General features: G+C 57.5%; 21 protein-coding genes. 7 read left to right on the forward strand and 14 right to left on the reverse strand.

The window, feature by feature from the left end:
* Nucleotides 1-85: 85 nt before the first annotated feature.
* The 8 genes from PY649_RS07510 to PY649_RS07545 form a co-directional block, all read right to left on the reverse strand.
* On the reverse strand, nt 86-718 hold the full coding sequence (locus PY649_RS07510; RefSeq protein WP_285867607.1) for a Vgb family protein: 633 nt from the start codon (nt 716-718) through the stop codon (nt 86-88).
* Between the two features lie 76 nt (nt 719-794).
* A complete protein-coding gene (locus PY649_RS07515; RefSeq protein ID WP_285867608.1) occupies nt 795-1,208 on the reverse strand; it encodes a GFA family protein in 414 nt (137 codons plus the stop codon).
* A gap of 17 nt (nt 1,209-1,225) precedes the next feature.
* Nucleotides 1,226-1,702, reverse strand: a complete 477-nt coding sequence (locus tag PY649_RS07520; RefSeq protein ID WP_285867609.1) for an SRPBCC family protein — start codon at nt 1,700-1,702, stop codon at nt 1,226-1,228.
* Nucleotides 1,699-2,028, reverse strand: a complete 330-nt coding sequence (locus PY649_RS07525) for an ArsR/SmtB family transcription factor (RefSeq protein WP_120706926.1) — start codon at nt 2,026-2,028, stop codon at nt 1,699-1,701. The genes PY649_RS07520 and PY649_RS07525 overlap by 4 nt, the downstream gene beginning before the upstream one ends.
* Before the next feature lie 474 nt (nt 2,029-2,502).
* Complete coding sequence (locus PY649_RS07530) at nt 2,503-3,462, reverse strand: glycoside hydrolase family 26 protein (RefSeq protein WP_285867614.1); 960 nt, start codon at nt 3,460-3,462, stop codon at nt 2,503-2,505.
* Nucleotides 3,463-3,522: 60 nt separating this feature from the next.
* Nucleotides 3,523-5,388, reverse strand: coding sequence for a glycosyltransferase family 2 protein (locus PY649_RS07535; protein WP_285867616.1), 1,866 nt, complete (start codon nt 5,386-5,388; stop codon nt 3,523-3,525).
* Nucleotides 5,385-6,371, reverse strand: a complete 987-nt coding sequence (gene galE, locus PY649_RS07540) for a UDP-glucose 4-epimerase GalE (RefSeq protein WP_285867618.1) — start codon at nt 6,369-6,371, stop codon at nt 5,385-5,387. Before galE ends, PY649_RS07535 begins: the two co-directional genes overlap by 4 nt.
* Nucleotides 6,371-7,324 carry a UDP-glucuronic acid decarboxylase family protein gene (locus tag PY649_RS07545; protein ID WP_432761337.1) on the reverse strand — a complete coding sequence of 318 codons (954 nt, stop codon included), beginning with the start codon at nt 7,322-7,324 and terminating at the stop codon, nt 6,371-6,373. Before PY649_RS07545 ends, galE begins: the two co-directional genes overlap by 1 nt.
* Before the next feature lie 691 nt (nt 7,325-8,015).
* On the opposite strand from PY649_RS07545, the gene PY649_RS07555 reads away from it, so the two are divergent.
* The gene (locus PY649_RS07555) at nt 8,016-9,371 is read left to right on the forward strand and encodes a carbohydrate porin (protein ID WP_285867620.1); all 1,356 of its coding nucleotides are present in this window, start codon (nt 8,016-8,018) and stop codon (nt 9,369-9,371) included.
* 273 nt (nt 9,372-9,644) lie between these two features.
* On the opposite strand, the gene PY649_RS07560 is transcribed toward PY649_RS07555, so the two are convergent.
* Entirely contained in the window at nt 9,645-10,784 is a 1,140-nt protein-coding gene (locus tag PY649_RS07560; RefSeq protein WP_432761335.1) for a helix-turn-helix domain-containing protein, read from the reverse strand.
* Between the two features lie 312 nt (nt 10,785-11,096).
* Between PY649_RS07560 and PY649_RS07565 the strand changes: the two genes are divergently transcribed.
* Nucleotides 11,097-11,609, forward strand: coding sequence for a DUF995 domain-containing protein (locus PY649_RS07565; RefSeq protein WP_285867621.1), 513 nt, complete (start codon nt 11,097-11,099; stop codon nt 11,607-11,609).
* A 153-nt stretch (nt 11,610-11,762) separates the two neighbouring features.
* Here the strand turns inward: PY649_RS07565 and PY649_RS07570 are convergent, their stop codons facing one another.
* From PY649_RS07570 to PY649_RS07580, 3 genes are all read right to left on the reverse strand, one after another.
* Nucleotides 11,763-12,101 carry a hypothetical protein gene (locus PY649_RS07570; protein WP_285867622.1) on the reverse strand — a complete coding sequence of 113 codons (339 nt, stop codon included), beginning with the start codon at nt 12,099-12,101 and terminating at the stop codon, nt 11,763-11,765.
* 344 nt (nt 12,102-12,445) lie between these two features.
* A complete protein-coding gene (locus PY649_RS07575; RefSeq protein WP_285867624.1) occupies nt 12,446-13,435 on the reverse strand; it encodes a substrate-binding domain-containing protein in 990 nt (329 codons plus the stop codon).
* Nucleotides 13,436-13,481: 46 nt separating this feature from the next.
* Nucleotides 13,482-14,462, reverse strand: coding sequence for an NAD-dependent epimerase/dehydratase family protein (locus PY649_RS07580; protein WP_285867625.1), 981 nt, complete (start codon nt 14,460-14,462; stop codon nt 13,482-13,484).
* Between the two features lie 195 nt (nt 14,463-14,657).
* On the opposite strand from PY649_RS07580, the gene PY649_RS07585 reads away from it, so the two are divergent.
* From PY649_RS07585 to PY649_RS07595, 3 genes are all read left to right on the forward strand, one after another.
* On the forward strand, nt 14,658-15,443 hold the full coding sequence (locus tag PY649_RS07585; protein ID WP_285867887.1) for an ATP-binding cassette domain-containing protein: 786 nt from the start codon (nt 14,658-14,660) through the stop codon (nt 15,441-15,443).
* Nucleotides 15,444-15,485: 42 nt separating this feature from the next.
* Nucleotides 15,486-16,484, forward strand: a complete 999-nt coding sequence (locus tag PY649_RS07590; protein WP_285867627.1) for an ABC transporter permease — start codon at nt 15,486-15,488, stop codon at nt 16,482-16,484.
* A gap of 160 nt (nt 16,485-16,644) precedes the next feature.
* The gene (locus PY649_RS07595; RefSeq protein ID WP_285867629.1) at nt 16,645-16,854 is read left to right on the forward strand and encodes a dodecin; all 210 of its coding nucleotides are present in this window, start codon (nt 16,645-16,647) and stop codon (nt 16,852-16,854) included.
* A 171-nt stretch (nt 16,855-17,025) separates the two neighbouring features.
* Here the strand turns inward: PY649_RS07595 and PY649_RS07600 are convergent, their stop codons facing one another.
* Together PY649_RS07600 and PY649_RS07605 are read right to left on the reverse strand one after the other, a co-directional pair.
* On the reverse strand, nt 17,026-18,015 hold the full coding sequence (locus PY649_RS07600; RefSeq protein WP_285867630.1) for a potassium channel beta subunit family protein: 990 nt from the start codon (nt 18,013-18,015) through the stop codon (nt 17,026-17,028).
* A gap of 148 nt (nt 18,016-18,163) precedes the next feature.
* Nucleotides 18,164-19,099: a LysR family transcriptional regulator gene (locus tag PY649_RS07605; RefSeq protein ID WP_285867632.1), complete on the reverse strand. Its 936-nt coding sequence runs from the start codon at nt 19,097-19,099 to the stop codon at nt 18,164-18,166.
* A gap of 115 nt (nt 19,100-19,214) precedes the next feature.
* Here PY649_RS07605 and PY649_RS07610 point away from each other — a divergent pair, with 115 nt between their 5' ends.
* Together PY649_RS07610 and PY649_RS07615 are read left to right on the forward strand one after the other, a co-directional pair.
* A complete protein-coding gene (locus tag PY649_RS07610; protein WP_285867633.1) occupies nt 19,215-20,531 on the forward strand; it encodes an MFS transporter in 1,317 nt (438 codons plus the stop codon).
* The gene (locus PY649_RS07615; protein WP_285867634.1) at nt 20,528-21,661 is read left to right on the forward strand and encodes a mandelate racemase/muconate lactonizing enzyme family protein; all 1,134 of its coding nucleotides are present in this window, start codon (nt 20,528-20,530) and stop codon (nt 21,659-21,661) included. The genes PY649_RS07610 and PY649_RS07615 overlap by 4 nt, the downstream gene beginning before the upstream one ends.
* Nucleotides 21,662-21,785 lie beyond the last annotated feature (124 nt).

A 21,785-nucleotide genomic window follows, 5' to 3' on the forward strand; every position in this document is an offset into this window, starting at 1 on the left:
CGCATTGAACTAGGCCTGATCAAGACCGTATGATCGGCGTCGCATTGTGCGAGGCCGATCATTATCGCTTTACGGCGGAAGGCGCTTATCTCGGCCGACGGATAGCCCGGATCTTGCCGCTGCTCCCGCCGCCGCAAAAGAACTGATCTCCACCATCGGACTCAAGCCCCGATATGAAGACGCCGGCCGGCATGTTGACACGTTCCAAGACCTTATCCGTTGCGGGATCCACCCGCCGCACGTCGCTCTCCTCACCATCCCAGGTCGCGTGCCAGAGCTCGCCATCGATCCAGGTGACGCCGGTCACAAAGCGGCTGGACTCGATAGTGCGAAGAATCGTCCCCGTTTCCGGATCGATCTGATGGATCTTTCGGCCCTGATACTGCCCCACCCAGAGCGTTCCCTCAGCCCAGGCAAGCCCGGAGTCGCCGCCGTTACCCGGGGCCGGGATCACGGAGAGCACCTCGCCTGTCTTCGGATCGATCTTCTGGATGCGATCCTCAGCGATCTGGAAGAGATACCGGCCGTCAAAAGCCGTTCCGGCATGTGAGGCGACATCGATCGTCTCCACGATCTCACCGGTCACCGGGTCCACGGCGTTGAGCTTGTCTCCGGACGCGAACCAGACGTGCTCGCCGTCATAGGTGACGCCGTTCACACGACTGGTAGCCGGAAAAGGCCCATACTCACGGAGGACTTCAGCTTTGGACTGTTTCATCGCTTCATCCTAATCGTTGTGCACCGAACCGTGGAGTAACAAAGTTGACGGGAATCGACGCAGGAGACGCTCTATTTCAAGTCGTCGGCATCTTGTCGAATTTCGGCACTGCCGGATCGAGGTGATCCCAAGCATATCCAGCTGTGGTCCAGGACACCAATTGTGGCTTATAGCGGCTTGGGTCGTCGAGGCTTGCCGGCGTGACGATGAATACATCCGGCATATCGGGAAATGTCATGTAGACGGACGAACCGCATGTCGGGCAGAAGCCTCGCCGCTTCACGGTTCCGCCGTCGCCGACGGACTGCCAATGTGATGCCTCTCCCTCGACCTTCACCTCAGCCGCAACAAAAGTCAGGTGCGACTGATGTCCGGTACCGCTGTCGCGCTGGCACTGCCGGCACTGACAGTCAACCATGACTGCCGGTTCGCCCGTGATCTCATAGTGGATCTCGCCACAGGCGCAGCCACCGGTATACAGATTGTTCATATCGTTCTCCTGTTGCTTCAATGTGCTTGCGAAGACGCCTGTTCGGCAATCACTATGTCGAGCTTCTTGACCACCTTTTTCCAGCCTTCGCCCATGTTGCGGTAGGCGGTGTCGTTCTTCGGAAGCACGAAGCCCGAATGGACTAGCCGCAGGCGCGTGCCTGCCTCGGCCTTGGAGAGGGTGAAGGTGACCACCGTCTCCAGTTTCGAGCCATAGCCGTCGTTGCTCTCATGACCGCCCTTCCATGCATAGGACAGCCGCTCATTCGGCACGACCTCGAGCACTTCGCAATGAATGGTGCCGTCCCATTCGCCTGCCGGCGTGGTTTGAAAGGTGAAACGGCAGCCAGCCACAGGCTCGAAGCCCTTCGGCGCCATCAGCCAACGGCCGATCAGCTCGCCGTTGGTCAAGACTTTCCAGACGACTGTCGGCGCATGCGGGAAGACTTCTTCGGCCACGATGGCTTGCGTGTTCGGGTTCACGGCTTGGTTCATGGATCGATCTCCTTCAGGAGGGTTCTGAGATTGGTGAAACGCTCGCGCCAGAAGACGCCATAGTGGCTCATCCAGTCCACGAGAGGCGTCAAACCTTCCGGTTCAGCGCGATAGTAGACATTCCTGCCTTCAGGCCGCTCGGCGACCAGACCGGCTTGTTTCAGCGATTTGAGGTGCTGGGAGATAGCGCCCTGCGTCACGCCGCTTCCCCGCGTCAATTCGACCACCGTTATTTCGTCCGAACTTGCGATCCGCTCGTAGACCGCCCGCCGCGTAGGATCGGCAAGGGCGCGCATGACATTGGTAATGGAGGCCGGTTCAATCATGAAAATACGATAGTCGACACTAATTGATTAGTCAACACTATTTATATTGACCATGCTGACTGCCTCACAACTCGTCCTTTTGGGACAGTGCGTAACATTGCTGCGGATTGTCGGATCTTCAGCGCTCCGACCAGGGCAGGCCGCTCGTTCGATGATCTAATCGGTAGAGGCACGTGTCTTGTTAGGAACGTGCTGATTGGACGGAGGCACCATGTAGACGCCACCTTCGGCAGGAACCGGATAGTCGCAAACGCAATCCACCGCGTCCTTGGCGCAAAGGCATCCGGCTTATCAAATGCAATAAAGCGGATGCGACAGACTTACGTCGCACCCGCTTCATGCCGCTTCTACAACGATGGCAAGCTTCCCGGCCGTCGACCGCAACGGCGGCGCTGTGATCCAGGCAACTTTAGGATCATACGGGCCGCGGTGGCGTTGTCGCACTTTGTGAAGACGCGACTTCCCGTATCCCGTTCAATTCATGGCCTCTTTGACAACCCGCCAGTTGGGGAGGCCATAGGGTTTGGGCCAAGGATAGAGCTCTTTGTCATTGAAATAGACAACGGCCGTCAGATTCGGAAATTCGGGATATCGCTTGGCGGCGTTCGCGGCCCAGTTGCCAACATATGTGGAATCCCCGTCATAACCGAGCTCGGCCACGACGATGGGCTTGGCAAAGCCCTGGACCAGCCGGTATTTGGGCGCCAGCAGTTGCGCAAAGGTTCGGTCTGTGCCGAAATGATCCTTGTCAAACTGCTGCAGGCCGAACACCGACAGGCCGATGACGTCGACGACATCATTCCCGGGATAGAACGCGGCAAGGCCAGGCTCGCCCTTGGGCGACCACATAAATTTTGCCGATTTATCATGCTTGCGGCAAACGTCCACCATTCGCCGGTAGGCTGCGACGTAACTGCTGGGTTGCCAGTGCGACCAGCTAAACCGGTTTTCGGTTTCGTCCATCTCCTGAGCCCAGCGGATGGTCACATCACTCTTAAGCGCAGCCGCGGTCGAGCAGACGGCAGCCATGTTGCTGTCGTACTTGCCAGCGAGAATGCCTTCGAGCAGCTTCTCGGATGTCGTTCGCCAATCTGTCGACCAGGACCACGGCTCCACCGTAATCAGCAGCTTCCGTCCCCGCTTCTGGGCGTAGTCATCAGCGAGCGTCAAGGTTGAAAGATCGACATCCTCCCAAGGAAGGAAGACATGCTCGATCTTTGAGTTCGAGTCACTAGTGAAATCACCGTGAGGATCATAGGCACCGAAAGTCACGGAGTCCGGACCGATTTTTGGCCGCTTGTCGGTTATCTGGTTGGCCTGAGCCGTTGCGCCAGTCGGGATTCCGCGGGGTATGCTTGCCGCCAGGATTGTTCCCGTCGTCGCCAAAGTTACAAATAGGGCGACCGCTGTTGCCTTGGTTTTCTTGTTGCTCATTGGGTCTTCCTCCTGTCAACAAAACACTGGTATCGTTTGCCTGCTCATCGGTTCCGATCCTCAGATCGGATCCGACGACTCTTCCTGCGAAAGCTCGCTGCCCGACATGGCGGGCAACCAATGTGGATTGAACGTGAACCTGTGGAGGTCTTGCCTTCCAAAGCCGGCGCCGGCCACTGCATACGTCGTTTCATAAAGTCTCAGTCGCCCGGCGCCCCACGTCAGAGACACCAATCCTTCCGTTCCGCGTTCGACGGTGGCAAATCCCGGAGCAGCGATGAGGCAGAGGAGGCTCGCGGCCATAACCGGCCGGTACGAGCCTGCTCGAATCCTGACGACATTTTCCCGAGCGTGCTGGATGACGATTGTCAGCAACAAAAGGGTGTAGAGCACGGAATTGATAATTCCGAAGATATAGAAACCCCGCGTTTCGCCGGCGTTGTTCACGAGCAGAACGGGCGCCACGGAAGCGAGCGACAGAACGGCGTACGGTATCAGGACTCGCCAGGGCAGCGGATCCACTTCGGACGCGCCTTTGGGCGTGATGCGAAAGTCGACATAGGAGCCGGTCATCCAGTCCCTGACAGCAGCGACCGTGCCGGCCAACGCCCAAGGCCAGCGTGCGAAAAGGAAAAACACGGCCTCCCAGCTCAAAATCTTGGCATCGAACGGCCGGAATGAACCGGTGGCTCGCCAACGATAGGCCAGAACCGTCAACGTGGCAGAGAGCGGCGCGAAATGCGCAAGAAATTCGGGATAGCCCACCGCGGCAAAGTTCTGATGGAAGGCAAGCGCCAGAATTGGCATGACGAACATTACGGCCATGAACAGCGCAAAAAGCGGATACCACAGCTGAGCGAACAGAAACTGGCACTTCAATCTCAGGGGCAAGCGCGAAAGGTAAATCGGCGTATATCGCAGCAGCAGCATGACAAGGCTGCGTGACCACTGAAATTCCTGAGTGATGAGGTCCGCAAATGTGCGGGGGCCGTCACCATGCGCTATGGCATCAAGTGCGTGCACACCACGCCAGCCATTTGCGTTCATGATCAACGTTGTCGAATGGTCTTCCGCAAGTTCCGGTCCCAGTCCGCCAATTTCCTTGAGCGCGGCTGTGCGCACGGCGTAGTGCGATCCGATGCAAAGAGGGGCGAGCCCGTAATTGTAGCCGGCCTGGAGGGAGCCGTGCATGCTCGCCTCCGCGTAAAGCCGCCCGCGTGCAGCCCAGCTTTCCGATGCGTTACGATCGCAAATGCTCGGCGCGGAGACGTAACCGACAGAGGGGTCGCCAAAGGGGCGCAGCATTTCGACGAGATAGCCGGGTTCCGGAACATGGTCCGCATCGAGCTGCACGACGAAATCGTAGCGCTCATAGCCGTAGTGATCGTAGAAAAAGGCAAGATTGCCCTCTTTGCATCGCGTGCGGCGTGGCCAACTTGTACGGTGATAATCCGGCCTGTTCTTTCGTGTCGAAACCAGGACGCCGCGCTGTTGGCACCAGTTCAAGGTCTCTGGGCTCGGATCTTCGTCCGCAAGCCATGTGTCGTGCGGAAATGCCTGATCGAGCATCGCCTGCAACGTCGTTGCCACGACGGAAAAAGGCTCGGACGGCGCTTTGGTCACAACCATGGCGACGCGGCTGCCGACTGGCAGCTTCAACGGTCCGCTGGGTTTGCGCGCGCGATAGAATATTGCAATGAAATAGGCCGGCAGAAGGGTGACCCACGCCAATATCGCTGTGACCAGGGTGAAGCGCCAGAAGCCGATATAATGCTCCGGCTTCAGCCACCAGGCCCAGAAATAAACAAGCATTGCCAGCCAGATTGCAGCACCGACAAGATATTCCCTGCGGCACCGACCTTCGAGAACCGGGACCTGTGAGGGTCCAGCGGCATCCAGTGCGATTTTGTCAGCAAAATCCGTCATGCCCGCGACTCCAAGCCAAAGAAGGGAGCGGCAGTGCGGATGATCGTGTCGATGTCGGAATATTCCGGCGAGAAGCCGAGCGTCTCCCGCGCAAAGGCCGGATCGGTATAGAGAGCCGGCGGGTCGCCGGCCCGTCGTGAATGCATTTCAACCGGCACTTCGCGGCCGGTCACCCGAGCGATGGCCTTCAGGATTTCGCCTATCGACAAGCCGTGACCGGTTCCGAGATTGACTGCGAGGTTCTGGCCGCCGTTGATGAGATGTTCAAGCGCCAGAACATGGGCACGCGCCAAATCCGTTACATGGATATAGTCGCGGATGCAGGTTCCGTCTTCCGTGTCGTAGTCGTCGCCGAAAACGCCGAGATGCGAGATTGCCCCGCCGGCCGCGAGCAGTGCTCTTGGAATGAGATGCGTCTCCGGCTCATGCCATTCGCCGAGCTCGCCATCCGGGTCGGCCCCGCAGGCGTTGAAATACCGCAGCGCAACATATTTCATGTCATAGGCCGTCGCGTAATCCCGCATGACCTGCTCGGCAATGAGCTTTGTCCTGCCATAGGGATTGATCGGCCGCTGCGCCGTTGTCTCCGTTATCGGGAGAACCTGCGGAGTGCCATAGGTCGCGCAGCTCGACGAGAATATGATCTTGTCGATTTCGGCATGACGGCAAGCATCCAGGAGGGATAGCGTGCCGATGACATTGTTCCGGTAGTATTTGGCGGGGTCTTCGACGGATTCTCCGACATAGGCGGATGCGGCAAAATGCACGACCGCATCCGGCTTGTATTGCATGAGGGTCCGCGTCAGGTCGCTCGTATCGAGGATGTCGCCGTGCACGAACGGCCCCCAGCGCACTGAAGAGCGATGTCCCGTGACCAGATTATCGAAGACAATCGGCTCGATATTGTTTGAGTGAAGGAGCTTTGCCGTGTGGCTGCCGATATATCCGGCGCCACCAGCTACCAGAACTTTTCGTTGCCACATCACGCGGTCCCCACCCATTCATGCGCTTCTACGGTCAGGAGGCGATCGAAATAGCAGATCGTCTTTTCCAGGCCGGTGGATAGCGGCACCAACGGCTGCCAGCCCAATTTGTGCTGCGCGAGCGATATGTCGGGACGGCGTTGCTGCGGATCGTCTTTGGGCAACGGCTTATGGATGGTCTTCGAGCGTGAGCCGGTCAGTTTGATCACCTGCTCGGCAAGCTCCAGAATGGTGAATTCGCCAGGATTTCCGAGATTGACGGGCCCGGTGAATGACGGGTCAGTCGCCATCAATTGCAGAAAGCCCTCGATGAGATCATCGACAAAGCAGAACGAGCGCGTCTGCGAGCCATCGCCATAGATGGTTATGTCCTGGCCCTTCAGCGCCTGCACGACGAAGTTTGAAACCACGCGACCGTCGTCAGGACGCATGTGGGGGCCATAGGTATTGAAAATGCGCGCGATTTTGATCTCGACGTCGTATCTCTGATGAAAATCATAGAACAGCGTTTCGGCACTGCGCTTGCCCTCGTCATAGCAGGACCGAGGACCAAACGGGTTCACGTTCCCCCAATAACCCTCAACCTGTGGATGTACAAGCGGATCGCCGTATACTTCCGACGTAGAGGCTTGGAAGATGCGGGCACCGGTGCGCGCAGCCAGTTCCAGCAAATTGAGCGCACCGAAGACGGATGTCTTCATCGTATGCACCGGATCAGCCTGGTAGTGGGGAGGCGACGCCGGGCAGGCAAGGTTGTAGATCTCATCGACTTCGATATCGATCGGATCGACGACGTCATGCTTTATGACGCTGAAGCGCTTGAAGTTCCGCAGATGACTGATGTTACGCTCCAGTCCCGTCGAGAAATTGTCGACACAGATGACTGTGTGCCCCAGTTTGAGGAGGCGTTCGCAAAGATGAGACCCAAGAAAACCGGCGCCACCGGCGACCATAATGTGGCGAGCCTGTTGTTTTGAGCGGAGGATGCGTATTTCGCTAATGAGCGTATCAGTATTGATGCGGTTATTGATCGGACGCATGACTTTCATTGATCTAGCCCCGAAGTCTGCCTATTCTTTGCCGATTGAAAGCACACTTGTGGCGTGCAAAACCGGATCAAAGCGTTGTATTCGGCGTTGTTATGATTGTTTTTTTATACTTTCTTAAATTCTAACTGTCGTTAGACGCGAATCCTGAAATTTGCCGTAGCGTCCATATTTGCGACAGCATCTCTTGCCGATCGCGATTTTGAGAGGACCGCCAAGTGCCGATCTTTCGGCCCGGTCGGCGGACCAACGATGTCTGCTTTTTCCATTTGGCGGCGGTCTTTTGATCGATCCCATGCCGTGTCGAAAGCGCCTCACGCTCTCTTCACTATTTTGTATTGCTCGACGAATTGCCTTGCGTCGTGGCGCTCCCATGCAGAACATCGGCCATGGTGAATTCCTCCAAGATCGCGAGAGGATTGCACCATCAAACATTGGCATCGAACATCAACGCAGAGATTCAACTCGTCACAGCGATGCGCGCCACCTGTCTACTTGACCCACAGGTTTTCCATGTCCGCATCGAAATTATCCTGTCCACGGCCTGCATTCGCAGGCTTACTGAAATAAGATCAATGTTGCAGGTAAAGGAAAGCCGATGAAAAAATCAGCTATCGCTGCTCTTCCGCTCACACTCGCCATGATAATGTTTGCGGCAGATGCCAGGGCTGATGATACGGCACCGCCAAACTACGCTGCGACGACGCTCACCGGCGATTGGCATGGCTATCGCAACTGGCTGCGGGACCAGGGTGTTACTTTCACGATGTCGCAAACCAGCGACGTGCTCGGTAATGTATCGGGCGGTGTGAGAAGGGGAGTTGCCTATGACGGTGTCTTCCAATTGCAGGGCGACTTCGACATGGGCCGGTTGGCAGGCTGGACCGGCGGCAGCATTCATATTTCTGGCTATGCGATCCAGGGCCAGGGCCTGTCCGGAAAGGATATAGGCAATCTTCTGACCGTGACGTCGGTGGAGGCTGATCCTGGCGTCAGGCTTGGAGAATTTTACATCTCGCAGAGTCTTATGAATAGCAAGGTGACGGTGAAGGTCGGCCAAATATTGGCGGACCAGAACTTCGCGATCAGCAATACCGCAAGTCTTTTCGTCAACTCGACATTCGGATGGCCCGGCATTTTCGCGGCAGATCTTCCCGGGGGAGGCCCGGCATATCCATTTGCCGTTCCGGGCGCCCAGATCATCGTCAAGCCTGACGATGCTTGGACGTTGCAGGCCGCCGTCTTCAATGGGAGTCCAACCGGGTCGGACCCGAACGGCAATGCCAACGGATTGGGATTTCCAATTAGCGATGGCGTGCTCGCAATTGCAGAAGCGGCTTATGCCTATATGCCGGGGAAAGGTGATCCCGGCTTGCCGGGCACATATAAGATCGGCGCCTGGTACAATTCAGAGAAGTTTGACAGTCTTTCCACCGCATCGAACGGTGTTTCCTTGGCCGATCCTTCGTCGAGCGGGACCCCTCGTCGGCTCTCCGGCAATTTTGCGGTATATGGCGTTGTCGATCAGACCCTTTGGCAAGAGCCAGGTAGTACAGACAACGGCCTTAATGGATTTGTCCGTCTGGCGGTTGCGCCCCAGCAGGAGCGCAATAGCATGAACTGGTATGTCGATATGGGTCTTGCCTATAAAGGGCTTTTGCCGGGGCGTGACGATGACACCGCGGGAGTCAGCTTTGCTTATGCCAGCATGAGTTCGGGCATGTCGGACCTGGTAAAGGCCGAGAATGCCTTCACCGGAACATCGCAGCCGGTGCCGAGTTCCGAAGCTGTAATCGAAACTACATATCAGGCCGCCGTCACGCCATGGCTGTCGGCCCAGCCCTTCTTTCAATATGTCATACGACCCGGCGGCAACGCAGCCGATCCCAACAAGCCCAATTCACGGATACAGAATGCAGCGATTTTTGGCCTCAGAGCCGTAGCAACGTTCTGAGATGGCTGACGGAAACCTCGTCGCCAGTTCGGCCCCATATGACCAATTGCCGATGTCACGCTTAGATGGCGCGGCGAATGGTTCGCAAGTAAGCCTCCGCAGGATGACATGGAGGCTTGGTGTCATCTCGGTCTCGACACTGAAGACTGCATCCATTGATGTGCCAGGCCTCTCAACCCCGACGGCGGGCTTGCGAGACGCAAGCGGTCGGCCGCCTATGGCAGCCCCTTAAGGAGGCACCCCTGCCAGGCATTGACCGTCGATGCGCTTGCATCAATGTCCGAGGGAATTGAGCCAGTTGCCAAATGGGTTTGAGCTGTCTTTCACATCCACGGATGAAACTGTCCGAGCGAGAAAAGCCGGCGCCGCGACGTTTCGAGCCTCGCGAGGCGTATAACCAAATTCCTTGCTGAACGCCCGGCTGAAGTGAGCCGCGGAGGTAAAACCGACAGCGGTGGCAATCTCCAGGATCTGCTGCCGGTTCACCGTGTCGCTCAGAGCGACATGTGCCGAAAAAAGGCGACGCTTCTGTATATAGTGAAGGACACCGCCGCTCGACTCGAACAACTGGTAAAGTCGAGTGCGCGAAATGCCGAGTTCTCGGCTTATTGTGTCGGGCGTGAGATTCTGCGAACCCAAATTTTGCTGAACGAAACGGCGCACCCGCTCCATCAGGGCTAAATTGCTCTGTGCCTTTTCAGGACCAGAGCTTCCCGCCGGCGACGATAGACATGTGACCAGCATATCGCGCGTTGTTTGGACAACACGGGGAAGATCCGGCGCGGTCATGCTGGCCAGTTTTGCCTCGAGGCTGCCAAGGTAGTCGATCAGAAGGTTAATATAGGTATCGGAGAATACCATGTTATTTTTAATGTCGTTGACCGCGGTCGTGTCCAGAAACAGCTCCCGCGGCAGGTAAAATGACAGACTTTGTGAGTCCGTCGCTCTTCCTCTAAAAGGATGTCCCAGAGACCTCAACTCGACTTTTCCCGGCCCACCCTCCGAGACTTTACCGTCGACCTCGGTCCAGCTTCGGCCGCTGCGCAGCAATACGACATGCCAATGGTCGATTGAATTTGATCGCAGCTTTGCCGCCGAACGCACGTAGGAATGCGCAGGCACCGACTGCTGGACGACAAGCATGCCCCCAAGATTCCAAGCCGTGTGATCGGCCGGAAAGCCAGCGTCATCCGATGCACCGTCCGGCAATCGGATATCGATCAAAGGCGCCAAATACGCCTGCCAGGCTGCAAATTGATCGCTCAACGGCAAGCCGCGCGTAGAAAACCGCAGAGGTTCCAAGGCCGGAGGCAAAGGCGGACTTGCTTCCTGGGCAGTGTCCGATGACCGGGGCCAACGCCGGCGTTCGACGGGAACTGGTGGCGAATGCCCATTCTGTGGCGAGTCAGGCAAAATTTCCTCACAGCAATCAATGGGTTATTTGTACCACCCTAAGTTTCTATAAGCAAACAATTTAAAACCAAATTGTTTATGATTGATAATTCATACATCCATGCAATCTTGCGGCGAAACGAAAGTGCCCTCCGGTCGCCAGGAATGTTTTGCAGCAGCGCCGTTGCCTCGTGGCAGGCCGTAAAAATCAGCCGCTTGCAAGATCAACCACAAGCTGCTCAAATTAGCGAACGGCAAAATACCGCAATTGTCCCAATGCCAATCTATCGCCAATCATTCGCCGGCTGAGATTCAACAGACAGGAGGGAATCGATGACTGCATTCCGAACGCTGTTACTATTGTGTATCTTCGGCGCGATCAGCACGAGTGCGATTGCCGCCAATACTGTTCACGGCACAATGTCAAAACCGCCGGCCAAGTCGGTACAAATGACCGCCGAGGAGGTGTTTCAGCTCTATTACAATCGCACCTGGATCTGGAAGAATGGCGCAGGCTATTTTGCAGCAAAACAGCGCGACTTTAGAGCTTGGTCCGGTGAGGGAACGGGTTCCGTCGGTGTTGGGCATTGGTTTACAACCGACACAGGCAAGCTTTGTTTCAGGGCGACATGGTACGCGCAGACAGGAAGCGCCCCGGCACTGACGTGTTTCAGTCATCGAAAAAGAGGCAACGTCATTTTCCAGAAGCGCGAACCGGACGGAGATTGGTATGCATTCAAGACAACTCCTGCCAAAGCCGACGATGAATACCTCAAGGTACGGCCCGGCGACCACGCAACCGCTGGATACAAGCGCATGCGGCTAAAGCTATCGCAAGGCAAGTAGGCCAAAGCATTCTCGCAAGGAACATTTTGCTGGCCGACCGGCCGCTTGCGTTTATGCTGACTTAAGGATCGAACAGACGGCCTCTTCAGCTCAGGTTCCGTACTCCTTGCGGCTCCGACCCGATGTTCAAGACCGCGAGATGAGGAAAGCCGCTCATCTTAAAAAGCATTTTGAAGTATGTCCAAATCCGCTTGGGGTGCAAATATACGGCGCTGCCCCGAGATAAATTGGTTTTACAAGTTTTGTAGAAGTCGCGTTTTGGCTCTTCACAATTTTCTTTTTTGCATCCGATGGTTTCATGACGTTTTGCTCGCCCTGCTCTGCCGAGATTGGTTGTGCGGTTGCCATTTCCATTGGCCCGACTGCACAAACCGCGACCAACAAGGCGGCCTTAAATATTTCAAATAATAACGTCCGAGCAGATATTACTCTGAGGCTGCCTCTCGGCGTCTCAGATGGCAGGAAAATCCAATCTTCATTTTCAACACACATCCCAGACGACCCCCAGACTTCGACAGGTGAGCGTTTTAATACGAGATCTATTTCAGGGCATTTAACGCGGCAGAATCGACGCAACGCTTCGGGGCTGATCGCGGCGTAACAGACTATTGAAATCGTGGACTGAGCGGTCACGCTCGGACGCGATAGAGATCCCCTTGTGACTGTAGTCCCGAGAGACTTGGCTGTCACAAAAATCTTCGAATTTTCACCCTTCTTTGGCTAGGGAAAAGACTTCCGGTCTGGGCCTACCCGATCGCCACAGTAAGCTATTCCCACTTTCAGCGGCACATTTGTCAACCGGAGCATGAGAACGCGACATGCTCCGGTTACGGCTTTTACTTCTGAATGCAAGTATCGGCGGTGTCCTTGGTGCATTCATCGAGCCCCGTGAAAAGCGTACCCTCGACCTTCTTGCCGGCGATCAGGTCCATCATCACGGTAGGCGCCTTGTAGCCCATCTCGAATGGCCGCTGGCCGACGAGTGCCGTCACCAGGCCCTCCTTGGCAATCGCCACCTCGTCACCGATCGTGTCCGCAGCACCAATCGCGAACTGGTTCTTGCCGATCTTGTCGGCCATCGGTTTGAGCAGGTCACGATAGGGTTGCGGCGCGCCGAACAGCGGCCAGCCGCCCATGAGGCCGAAGGCGTCGAGGTTCGGATTTGCAGCCAGGATGTCGGTCATCGCCTGGACACCCTTGGCACCGTCATCGTTCGTGAACACCGGGCAGCCTGCGACTTCCGTCCAGCCGCCCTCACCCTTCATCTCAGTAAGGCCTTTCTTACCGGTCAGCGTGTCGCGCATACCCTGCGCACGACGAAGGATATTGTCGGCGCCGGGGTTGCCTTCGATCGTGCAGATCTTGCCGCCATTCGGCTTGGCCTTCTTGATGTACTCACCGATGCGCGCACCCATCGTATAGTTGTCGGTTCCGAGATAGGTCTTGCGCAGCGCAGCGTCCTCGGCCGCCAGATCGGCGTCGACCGTCATCACCGGAACCTTCGGATTGGACGTCTTCAGCGTCTGGGCAATGAGTTTGGCATTTGACGGCGATATGGCTATCGCTGCCGTTTCGGCCTTGCCCAACACGTCCTGAACGATCTGCGCCTCGCCGGCCTCATCGGAGGTCGAGGCTGGACCAGTGTAGAAACATTCGTATTCGGAGCTCGCATTTTCCTTGTTCCACTTCTGGCAACCCTGGTTGATCGCTTCGAAGAACGGGTTGTCCAAACCCTTCACGACGATGACAAGCTGTTTCTTGGCTGCCAGGGTTTGTCCGGCCGTAAGCGCCAATACCGCGACTGTAAGCAACAATGCCTTCCTCATGGCTTCCTCCCTTTGAAAAAGGCGGGCGCCACTGCCCGCCACGTGATCAACCCGGATACCAGACGATGCGCGGATCCTCCTCCGAACGCTCGTATCCCCAGGCCGAGTCGATAAGCATTTCCAGATCGTAGACAGGGCTCCAGTTCAGCAGGTATTTAGCCTTGCTGTTGTCCATCCAGTTCGAATGGAACTGGCTGGCTATATCAATGGAACCGAGACCGCGTGTGCGCGCGAGATAGGCCGCGACTTCGCCGTAATCGACGGGGCGATCCATGCAGACGTTAAAAAGCTGGCCTTTCGTACGCGGATTGTCGATGGCCGAAAGGATCGCCGAGACAAGGTCTTCGACATGAACGAAATTGCGCTTCAACGGACGTCCGTCGGCGTCGTGCAGCAGGGGAACCGTGCCGTCCCTGGCATAACGCTCCGCATCTGCGCGCGGGACAAGCGTCTTCCAGTCAGGTCCGCCGAAGACGTCGTCGCCGAACGACAATGTGAACTTGAAGTCATCCTTTTCCATGATCCAGGGCGCGCGCAGGCAGCAGCCGTTGAGGCCGTATTGGATGCCGAATTGCTCCAGCATCACCTCTTCCAGCACTTTCGAAAGCGCGTAGCATCCTGGATAGGCTTGGTGCGGTGTGGTTTCGGTGATCGGCGCTTGGTGACGATAGTAGAAATGGCCGATACCAGCGTCGCCGCCGATGAGGATGAATTGGCGCGCGGTGGCACTTATGCGGAAGTGCTCGAGTAGCCAGAAGAGCCCCTTGACCGTAACGTCCATGACGTCGGCGCGCGTTTCCTTGCATGTGGCGAGATGCACGACATGGGTGATGCCGGCAAGCGCCTTGGCCACTGTTTCCCGGTCGGCGATCGAGCCGCGTGTGACCTCGACACGCTCTGTTTCCGGGCGCATGCGATTATGGCAAAGCGCGCGGATGCGCGCCTTTGAAAAGCGTGAATCGTCAAGCAACCGGGCAATAAAATGCTGCCCGACCTTGCCCGTTGCGCCGGTGACAAGGATTAACATGCTCCCCTCCGACAACAGCTAATATACGTGCATCCCCGCGCGTCCGCGGAATTGTACTACAAACGAATAATTGTAGGGAAGACAGTAAATTAGTATCATCTGATTGACGATTTCACGCGGTTCTGAGTAAATATTGGTGACGCCTGCCAGGGAGGAAACCGGCAAGCGAAACGCAGCTCAAATCGAAACGAATATATTCGGAAAGGGCGAGACTGCGGCTTGGGGGAGGCTAGACGGCTGGTGGCAGTTCTTGAGCTTGCCAACATCTCAAAACATTTCGGCGCCATACAGGCGGTGAACGATGTTTCGTTTTCATTGGAGGCGGGAGAGGTCGTCGGGCTGATGGGCGACAATGGAGCCGGCAAGTCCACGCTGGTCAAGATGATCGCCGGCAACTTTCGGCCGAGCCACGGCACCATGAGCCTCAATGGCGAGGATCTCACTCTGTATCGGCCGATTGAAGCGCGACAGCGCGGCATCGAAATCGTCTATCAGGACCTGGCCCTCTGCAACAATCTGACCGCTGCCGCAAACGTCTTTCTGGGGCGCGAACTGCGCCTCGGACTCGGCCCCCTGAGGATCCTCGACTATAAGGCGATGTACAAGCGCGCCGGCGAAATTTTCAAGGAGCTGAAATCCGAGACGCGCCCGCGGGACCTCGTAAAGCAGATGTCCGGCGGCCAGCGGCAGGCGGTGGCGATCGCCCGCACGATGCTGGCGGAGGCAAAGCTCGTGCTCATGGATGAACCAACCGCTGCCATTTCCGTTCGGCAGGTGGCTGAAGTGCTGGCCCTGATCCGCCAATTGCGGGACCGTGGTATCGCCGTCATCCTGATCAGCCACCGCATGCCGGATGTCTTTTCCGTCGCGGATCGGGTGATTGTGATGCGGCGCGGGCGCAAAGTTGCCGACAAGCCGATCGCGGCAAGTTCGCCAGAAGAAGTCACGGGGCTCATCACCGGCGCGATCGAACAGGTATGATCAACACGCCGTGCCGGTATCGAAAGCAAGCGAAGGTCGACCATGGCAATCACTCTTGATCAGACGATCGCACACAAACAGCGGAGCTTTCTTGCTGCAATATTCGGCAGCCAGACATTCTGGGTGATGATCGCCGTGATCCTTGCCTGTATTTTCCTGTCATTCGCTACCAGTTCGTTCGCAACGCCTACCAACCTCTATAACATCACCCGCAACGTCACCTTCGTGGCGATCATCGCGCTTGGCATGACGCTCGTGATCATCACCGGCGGCATCGACCTGTCTGTCGGCTCCGTGCTTTGCCTTTGCAGCATGGTGCTCGCGGTCGTCATGCATGCCGGTTACGGGATCGTGACGGGCATTGTCGCGTCCGTTGGTACCGCCCTTGTCGTGGGAGCCTTCAACGGCATAATGATCGCCTATGTCGGCTTTCCGCCGTTCGTTGTCACGCTCGGCATGCTGTCGATTGCCCGCAGCTTGGCGATGGTCGCGTCCAACAACACTGTGGTCTTTCAATTCGGACCGGATCACGACAAGCTTCTCGCACTCGGTGGCGGCGCCTGGCTCTTCGGCATTGCGAATCCCGTGGTCTACATGATCGCGCTGGCACTCCTGACCGGCTTCGTACTGCGTTGGACCAGATTCGGCCGGTACGTCTTTGCCATCGGTGGCAATGAGTATGCCGCGACGCTCACCGGTGTACCCGTGCGAACGATCAAGGTCGCCGTTTATATGCTCTCTGCTTTGTCGGCCGGCGTCGCCGGTATTGTTCAAACCGGGTGGCTTGGTGCCGTCACCACCAATATCGGCGCCGGGATGGAACTGCAGGTGATCGCCGCAGCCGTTATCGGCGGGGCCAATCTTGCCGGTGGCGCCGGCACCGCCTTCGGCGCGCTTGTCGGCGCCGCTCTGATCGAAGTGATCCGCAACAGTCTCGGCCTGCTCGGCATCAACGCCTTCTGGCAAGGCACCTTCATCGGCGGCGCGATCGTGCTTGCCGTCCTGTTCGACCGGATCCGTAACTTTCAGCAAAGCGAATAGGAAGCCCGCAACGGAGCCTTCAACCTCGATGGGAGATGAGCCGATCGCAAATTTAAACCCGAAATTCCCCTTGCGGCGCCGGGAAACCGAGACCACGGAAAATGCGGTACGGGAGAGCCTGCGAAGCCAAGCATAATCTAAACCAGCCTGGGAGGATAACATGAGCGATCACGTCTATAAGAAGGTCGAACTTATCGGCAGTTCCAAGACCTCGGTGACCGAGGCGATCGAAACGGCGATTTCGCGAGCCTCGAAAACCATGAGAAATCTCGAATGGTTCGAAGTGGAGCAGATCAGAGGTCACATCAAGGATGGCGAGATCGCGCACTACCAGGTGGTGGTGAAGGTTGGATTTCGCATTGATGATTGATGCGTACCTCCGGCCCGTTCACCGGCTGAGGCGCGACATGATTCCTCCCGGATATCAAAGCCGCGGATTCAGATAGCTGTATGCAACGAAATTAGTTGTAAACGGCAAGCGGCCCGTGCCGCCGCCGACGAGGCGAAAACACGGGCGCTATGGATCTCGGGAACTTCAGGATTAGAACCGCTGCGGGGCAGCAGGCTTGTTTCCAACGATGGCGTCAATACGAGCCAACAAGTCGGGAGTCAGCTTGTCCTTGTGTGCCAGCGCCGCCAGGTTATCCTCGAGTTGGCTCATGCGCGATGCGCCGAGGATCACCGTCGACACATTGCGGTTGGAAAGGCACCAGAGCAAAGCGAGATGGGTGATCGAAATGCCGACCTCTTCTGCGAGATCCGCCAATTCCGCCACCTGCGCAAGCCGAGCCAGGCCGGCCTCGCTCGCCCATTTTTCCTTCAGCCATTCATAACCGGGCAAGTTCATGCGGCTGTCGTTGGGCATTCCCTTGTTGTACTTGCCGGTCAGTACGCCTGATGCAAGCGGGGACCAAATCGTCGTGCCCAAGCCGATCAGATCGTAAAGCGGCAGGTAATCGCCTTCCACCTTCTGGCGTTCGAAAATGTTGTATTGCGGCTGCTCCATCGTCGGAGGCGTGATGCGCAGATCACGGGCCACCGCATAGGCCTCAGTCAATTGCTGGGCCGACCATTCCGACGTGCCCCAATAGAGAATTTTGCCCTGGGTGACGAGGTCGTGCATGGCACGTACAGTTTCTTCGATCGGGGTATCGATGTCAGGCCGGTGGCAAAAATAAAGGTCGAGATAATCGACCTGCAGTCGCTTTAGTGCTGCATGGGCAGCGTCGGTAACATGCTTGCGCGACAGGCCTCTTTGCGTCGGTTTCTGGCCACCCCAAAACACCTTGCTGGAAACGATGAAGCTGTCCCGGCTCCAGCCGAGCGTTTTCAGCGCTTCGCCCATGACGATTTCGGATTTTCCGCTCTCATAACCCTCGGCATTATCAAAGAAATTGATGCCGTTGTCATAGGCGTAGGCCATCAGACTGACGGCATCGCTGCCTTCGACTTGCCTGCCGAAGGTAACCCATGATCCGAACGAGAACTCGCTGACCATCAGGCCGGATTTTCCAAGACGACGATATTCCATAGCGCAAATTCCTAGAGACAAAGATGGCGCACCATAGGCCCATGGCAGCAGCAAAGACAACCGCCTTCCCGCCGCGCCTCATCCAGCACCCTAGCTTCGGGCGTGGTGAAGCCAGGCAAGGTCCCGGGGATGGACCGTTTGGCACCGGCTACGATACCGTTGCATTGTCCGATGACGAGCCATTGCTGTCGATTTCCAGATAGTGCATTTTTTTCAGCACCCGGCTCGTCGTTCGTTCGACGGCCATGATCTTCTGGTCGGCCACGCCCGCGCGTGAGCCGAGGAACAGCCGGCCGTTTTCGATTTTAGGGCTGGAGGCCAGCATCTGGATCGTGCCTTCCGCAACATAACGAAGAGCCATCGGGGTCGGCAGGATCCCTGCCCCCAGGCCCGCGGCCACGAGCTCCGGGATGACTGCCACGCTCGTGCAGACACTGATCTTTTGCGGCTGGATGCCCGCCAGCGCAAACCAGTGGGTGACCTGCCTGTACATGGCCGACGGCGGTGGGTTCGAAATGATGGGCTTGTCCCGGAGATCCTTGGGTTCGACGGCACTCCCCATGTCCCAGGAAGCCGGCGCGACCCAATGTGTCGGCTGGGGGCCGAGTGGCTTGAGCGCGAGCTTTTCGTGACCGAGCGGATTAAGCAGAACGGCGACGTCGATCTTGTCGTCCAGGAGCGAGGCTTCCAATGTCGTGCTCGTCGCAACGACCCACTCCGGCTCCAGGGACGGGTAATCCTCCAACAGGCCCGCGAGCAATGGCGCCAGGCAATTGACGGCAAAACCCTCTGCGAGGCCGACCCGGATGGCGCCGGCAACGGCAAGGGCGGAATCCCGCTGCTGGATGCTCTGTATCTCCGCCATGATCGATTTGACGCGAGGCAGCAGCTTGCGCCCCTCCGCCGTCATGATGAGGCCGCGACTTGACCGCTCCAACAGTTCGACACCCAGGACCTCTCCGAGATCCTTCAAACGCAGGGATATGCTCGGCTGCGCGAGATTAAGATGATGCGCAGCCTTCTGCGCCGAACCGAGCTGAACCGTCCAGTAGAAAGCTTCGACCTGAGCGAGCGTTATCCGCACATTTAAATTTCCTATATCGCTATCTTTAAAAAACTCATTTGATTGAAAATGTCAATGTTGGTTAAAGGAACGAGAGGGATACAGGCGAGTATTGGACCTGTGGGAGGAGATAACTATGACGGATAGACCAGATATCATCAGCAAGGCAGCAAAGCGGATCCTGCCGATCCTTATGCTTTGCTATTTGGCGGCCTTTCTCGATCGCGTGAACATCGGCTTCGCTGCTTTGACGATGAATGGCGACCTCGGCTTTTCAGCCTCCGCCTTCGGTTTCGGGGCAGGCATCTTCTTTCTGGGCTATGTTTTGTGCGAACTGCCGAGCAACCTCATGCTGGCCCGCGTCGGCGCGCGCCTCTGGATCGCCCGCATCCTCATTAGCTGGGGCATTCTCTCAGCGTTGACGGCCTTCGTCTGGAACCCCGCCAGCTTCTATGTCGTGCGCATATTGCTGGGCGCCGCCGAAGCTGGCTTTTTCCCGGGCATGATCTTCTACATGACCCTGTGGTTTCCGCGTGCCTATCGAGGCTCGATGTTCTCGTCGTTCAATGTCGCGGTGCCGCTGGCCTCGGTCCTTGGAGCCCCCGCATCTGGCCTCATTCTGGAAAGCCTGAACGGAGTGGCTGGTCTTCACGGCTGGCAATGGATGTTCCTGATCGAAGGCCTGCCCGCAATCATTATGGGGCTCGTCGTCTTCTTTGCCCTGCCCGACCGCCCCGCATCCGCATCCTTTCTCAACGAAGAGGAGCGCAGCTGGCTGACAAAACGCCTGGACAGCGAACGTGAGGCCCAGGAGGAGGTCGAGCATTTCTCGGTCGGACGCGCCCTCGTCGATCCGCGCGTTTTGCTGATGTGCCTGATCGCCGTCGGCTTGGTCATCGGTACCACGGGTATCGCCATCTGGATGCCGCAGTTCATCAAGCAATTCGGCCTTTCCACCCTTCAGACCAGCCTTGTGGCTGCGATCCCGTTCGTCTTCATGGCCATCGCAATGGTCGCGGTCGGTCGTCATTCGGATAAGACAGGCGAACGCGTCTGGCATACGGCCGGGCCTTTTATCGCCAGCGCAGTCGGCTTTGTGATCGCCGCCTTCGCCGGCAACCCATTCGTGGGCGTCATCGGTTTGACGATCGGAGCGGCGGGCATTGGCGGTGCTTCGCCGACGATCTGGATTTTCCCTTCGACGCTTCTGACCGGCACCGCCGCTGCCGCCGGCATCGCGCTGATCAATTCGGTTGGCAGCACCGGCGGCTTCTTTGGCCCGACGATTATCGGATGGGTCCGTGACGCGACCGGCGGCTTCCAGGGCGCATTGCTTTTCCTGGCCGCGGCCATGGCAGTTACGGCGGCTGCGATCTTCATTCTTGGCTACAGCATGAGGGATCTGATGCGCGCGAAGGCTTCAGCTGCCCTCTCCGCAAGGACGCAATCATGAAAATATCGGAAATCCGCCTCTACCATCTCTCGGCTCCCTTGGAGGAACCGATTGGAAATGCTCTCATTTTCTTCCCCAGTCGGCAAACGCTTCTGGTGGAGATCGTGGCTGGCGGACTTTGCGGATGGGGCGAAGCATGGGTGGCTCCCGCGACTGCCGCAGCCATGATCGAAGGGCAACTCGCTCGCCATTTGATCGGGCAGGACCCAACGCATATTCGAGCGCTCTGGCAGACGATGCGCGAAGCCAATGAAGGCGACGGCATAATGACCGCAATTTCCGCGGTCGACATGGCGCTGCACGATCTGACGGCACGCGCCTATGGCATACCGCTGTCCAGCCTTCTCGGCGGCGCCCGTCGCGACAAGGTTCTTGCCTATGCGAGCGGTCCGTTCTTCAAGCCCGGCGGCCACCCATACCGGGATTTCGAACGGGAGATCGACGGTTATCTCAGCGAAGGCTTCCGCGCATTGAAGTTGCGAAGCGGCTTCAACCCGGAAGACGATGTGACCGCGGCTTTCGCCGCGCGTCGGCAGATCGGCAATGAGGCCGATCTCATGATTGATTTCAATCAGTCATGCACACCGCGGCGTTCGATCTCCACGGCCGCCTTGATGGAAGAAGCCAGGCTGCTCTGGGTCGAAGAGCCGGTGACCCCGACCGACTTGCCGGGCTACCGACTGGCAGCACGGCAGATCAAGACCGCCATCGCCGGGGGTGAAGCGATCATGAATCCTGCGGGTTTCCTGCCGTTTTTGGCGGATGGCTGCATGGACGTTCTTCAACCCGATATCGCCATTTGCGGCGGCCTCACCGGTGTCGGCCAGGTGGTCGCTCTGGCGCACATGCATAATCGCCCGGTCATACCGCACGTCTGGGGCAGCACCGTCAATTTCCATGCGGCGCTCCATCTGCTCTCGACTCTGCCTCGCCATAGGGCCGGCGGGCAGCAACCGTTTCCCTATCTCGAATATGATGTCGGGCCGAACCCGCTGCTGGAATTGGCCGGAAGGCCGAAGGTCAGTGCCGACGGCACGGTTTCCGTTCCCGACGGGCCGGGGCTCGGAATAGAGCTCGATGCCACCAGGATCGAGCCCTATGTCGCCTCCCGCAAGATCATTTCGGCATGAAGCCCGGATCTATGCCTGATCCATCTTTGCCAAATCGAAGCGCCCTGCGGGGCGCACCCTGTTGGAGATCTGGCAGGCGACGCGACGATAGCCGAGGATGATGAAACCCAAGCACGGGGCCATC

It is taken from the genome of Rhizobium mayense (assembly GCF_030272705.1).
Taxonomy (GTDB): Bacteria; Pseudomonadota; Alphaproteobacteria; order Rhizobiales; family Rhizobiaceae; genus Rhizobium; species Rhizobium mayense.

Coding starts and splice junctions, on each gene's coding strand:
- PY649_RS07510 (WP_285867607.1), bottom strand. CDS start 718: ATGAAACAGTCCAAAGCTGAAGTCCTCCGTGAGTATGGGCCTTTTCCG.
- PY649_RS07515 (WP_285867608.1), bottom strand. CDS start 1,208: ATGAACAATCTGTATACCGGTGGCTGCGCCTGTGGCGAGATCCACTAT.
- PY649_RS07520 (WP_285867609.1), bottom strand. CDS start 1,702: ATGAACCAAGCCGTGAACCCGAACACGCAAGCCATCGTGGCCGAAGAA.
- PY649_RS07525 (WP_120706926.1), bottom strand. CDS start 2,028: ATGATTGAACCGGCCTCCATTACCAATGTCATGCGCGCCCTTGCCGAT.
- PY649_RS07530 (WP_285867614.1), bottom strand. CDS start 3,462: ATGAGCAACAAGAAAACCAAGGCAACAGCGGTCGCCCTATTTGTAACT.
- PY649_RS07535 (WP_285867616.1), bottom strand. CDS start 5,388: ATGACGGATTTTGCTGACAAAATCGCACTGGATGCCGCTGGACCCTCA.
- galE (WP_285867618.1), bottom strand. CDS start 6,371: ATGTGGCAACGAAAAGTTCTGGTAGCTGGTGGCGCCGGATATATCGGC.
- PY649_RS07545 (WP_432761337.1), bottom strand. CDS start 7,324: ATGGTCGCCGGTGGCGCCGGTTTTCTTGGGTCTCATCTTTGCGAACGC.
- PY649_RS07555 (WP_285867620.1), top strand. CDS start 8,016: ATGAAAAAATCAGCTATCGCTGCTCTTCCGCTCACACTCGCCATGATA.
- PY649_RS07565 (WP_285867621.1), top strand. CDS start 11,097: ATGACTGCATTCCGAACGCTGTTACTATTGTGTATCTTCGGCGCGATC.
- PY649_RS07570 (WP_285867622.1), bottom strand. CDS start 12,101: ATGTGTGTTGAAAATGAAGATTGGATTTTCCTGCCATCTGAGACGCCG.
- PY649_RS07575 (WP_285867624.1), bottom strand. CDS start 13,435: ATGAGGAAGGCATTGTTGCTTACAGTCGCGGTATTGGCGCTTACGGCC.
- PY649_RS07580 (WP_285867625.1), bottom strand. CDS start 14,462: ATGTTAATCCTTGTCACCGGCGCAACGGGCAAGGTCGGGCAGCATTTT.
- PY649_RS07590 (WP_285867627.1), top strand. CDS start 15,486: ATGGCAATCACTCTTGATCAGACGATCGCACACAAACAGCGGAGCTTT.
- PY649_RS07595 (WP_285867629.1), top strand. CDS start 16,645: ATGAGCGATCACGTCTATAAGAAGGTCGAACTTATCGGCAGTTCCAAG.
- PY649_RS07600 (WP_285867630.1), bottom strand. CDS start 18,015: ATGGAATATCGTCGTCTTGGAAAATCCGGCCTGATGGTCAGCGAGTTC.
- PY649_RS07610 (WP_285867633.1), top strand. CDS start 19,215: ATGACGGATAGACCAGATATCATCAGCAAGGCAGCAAAGCGGATCCTG.
- PY649_RS07615 (WP_285867634.1), top strand. CDS start 20,528: ATGAAAATATCGGAAATCCGCCTCTACCATCTCTCGGCTCCCTTGGAG.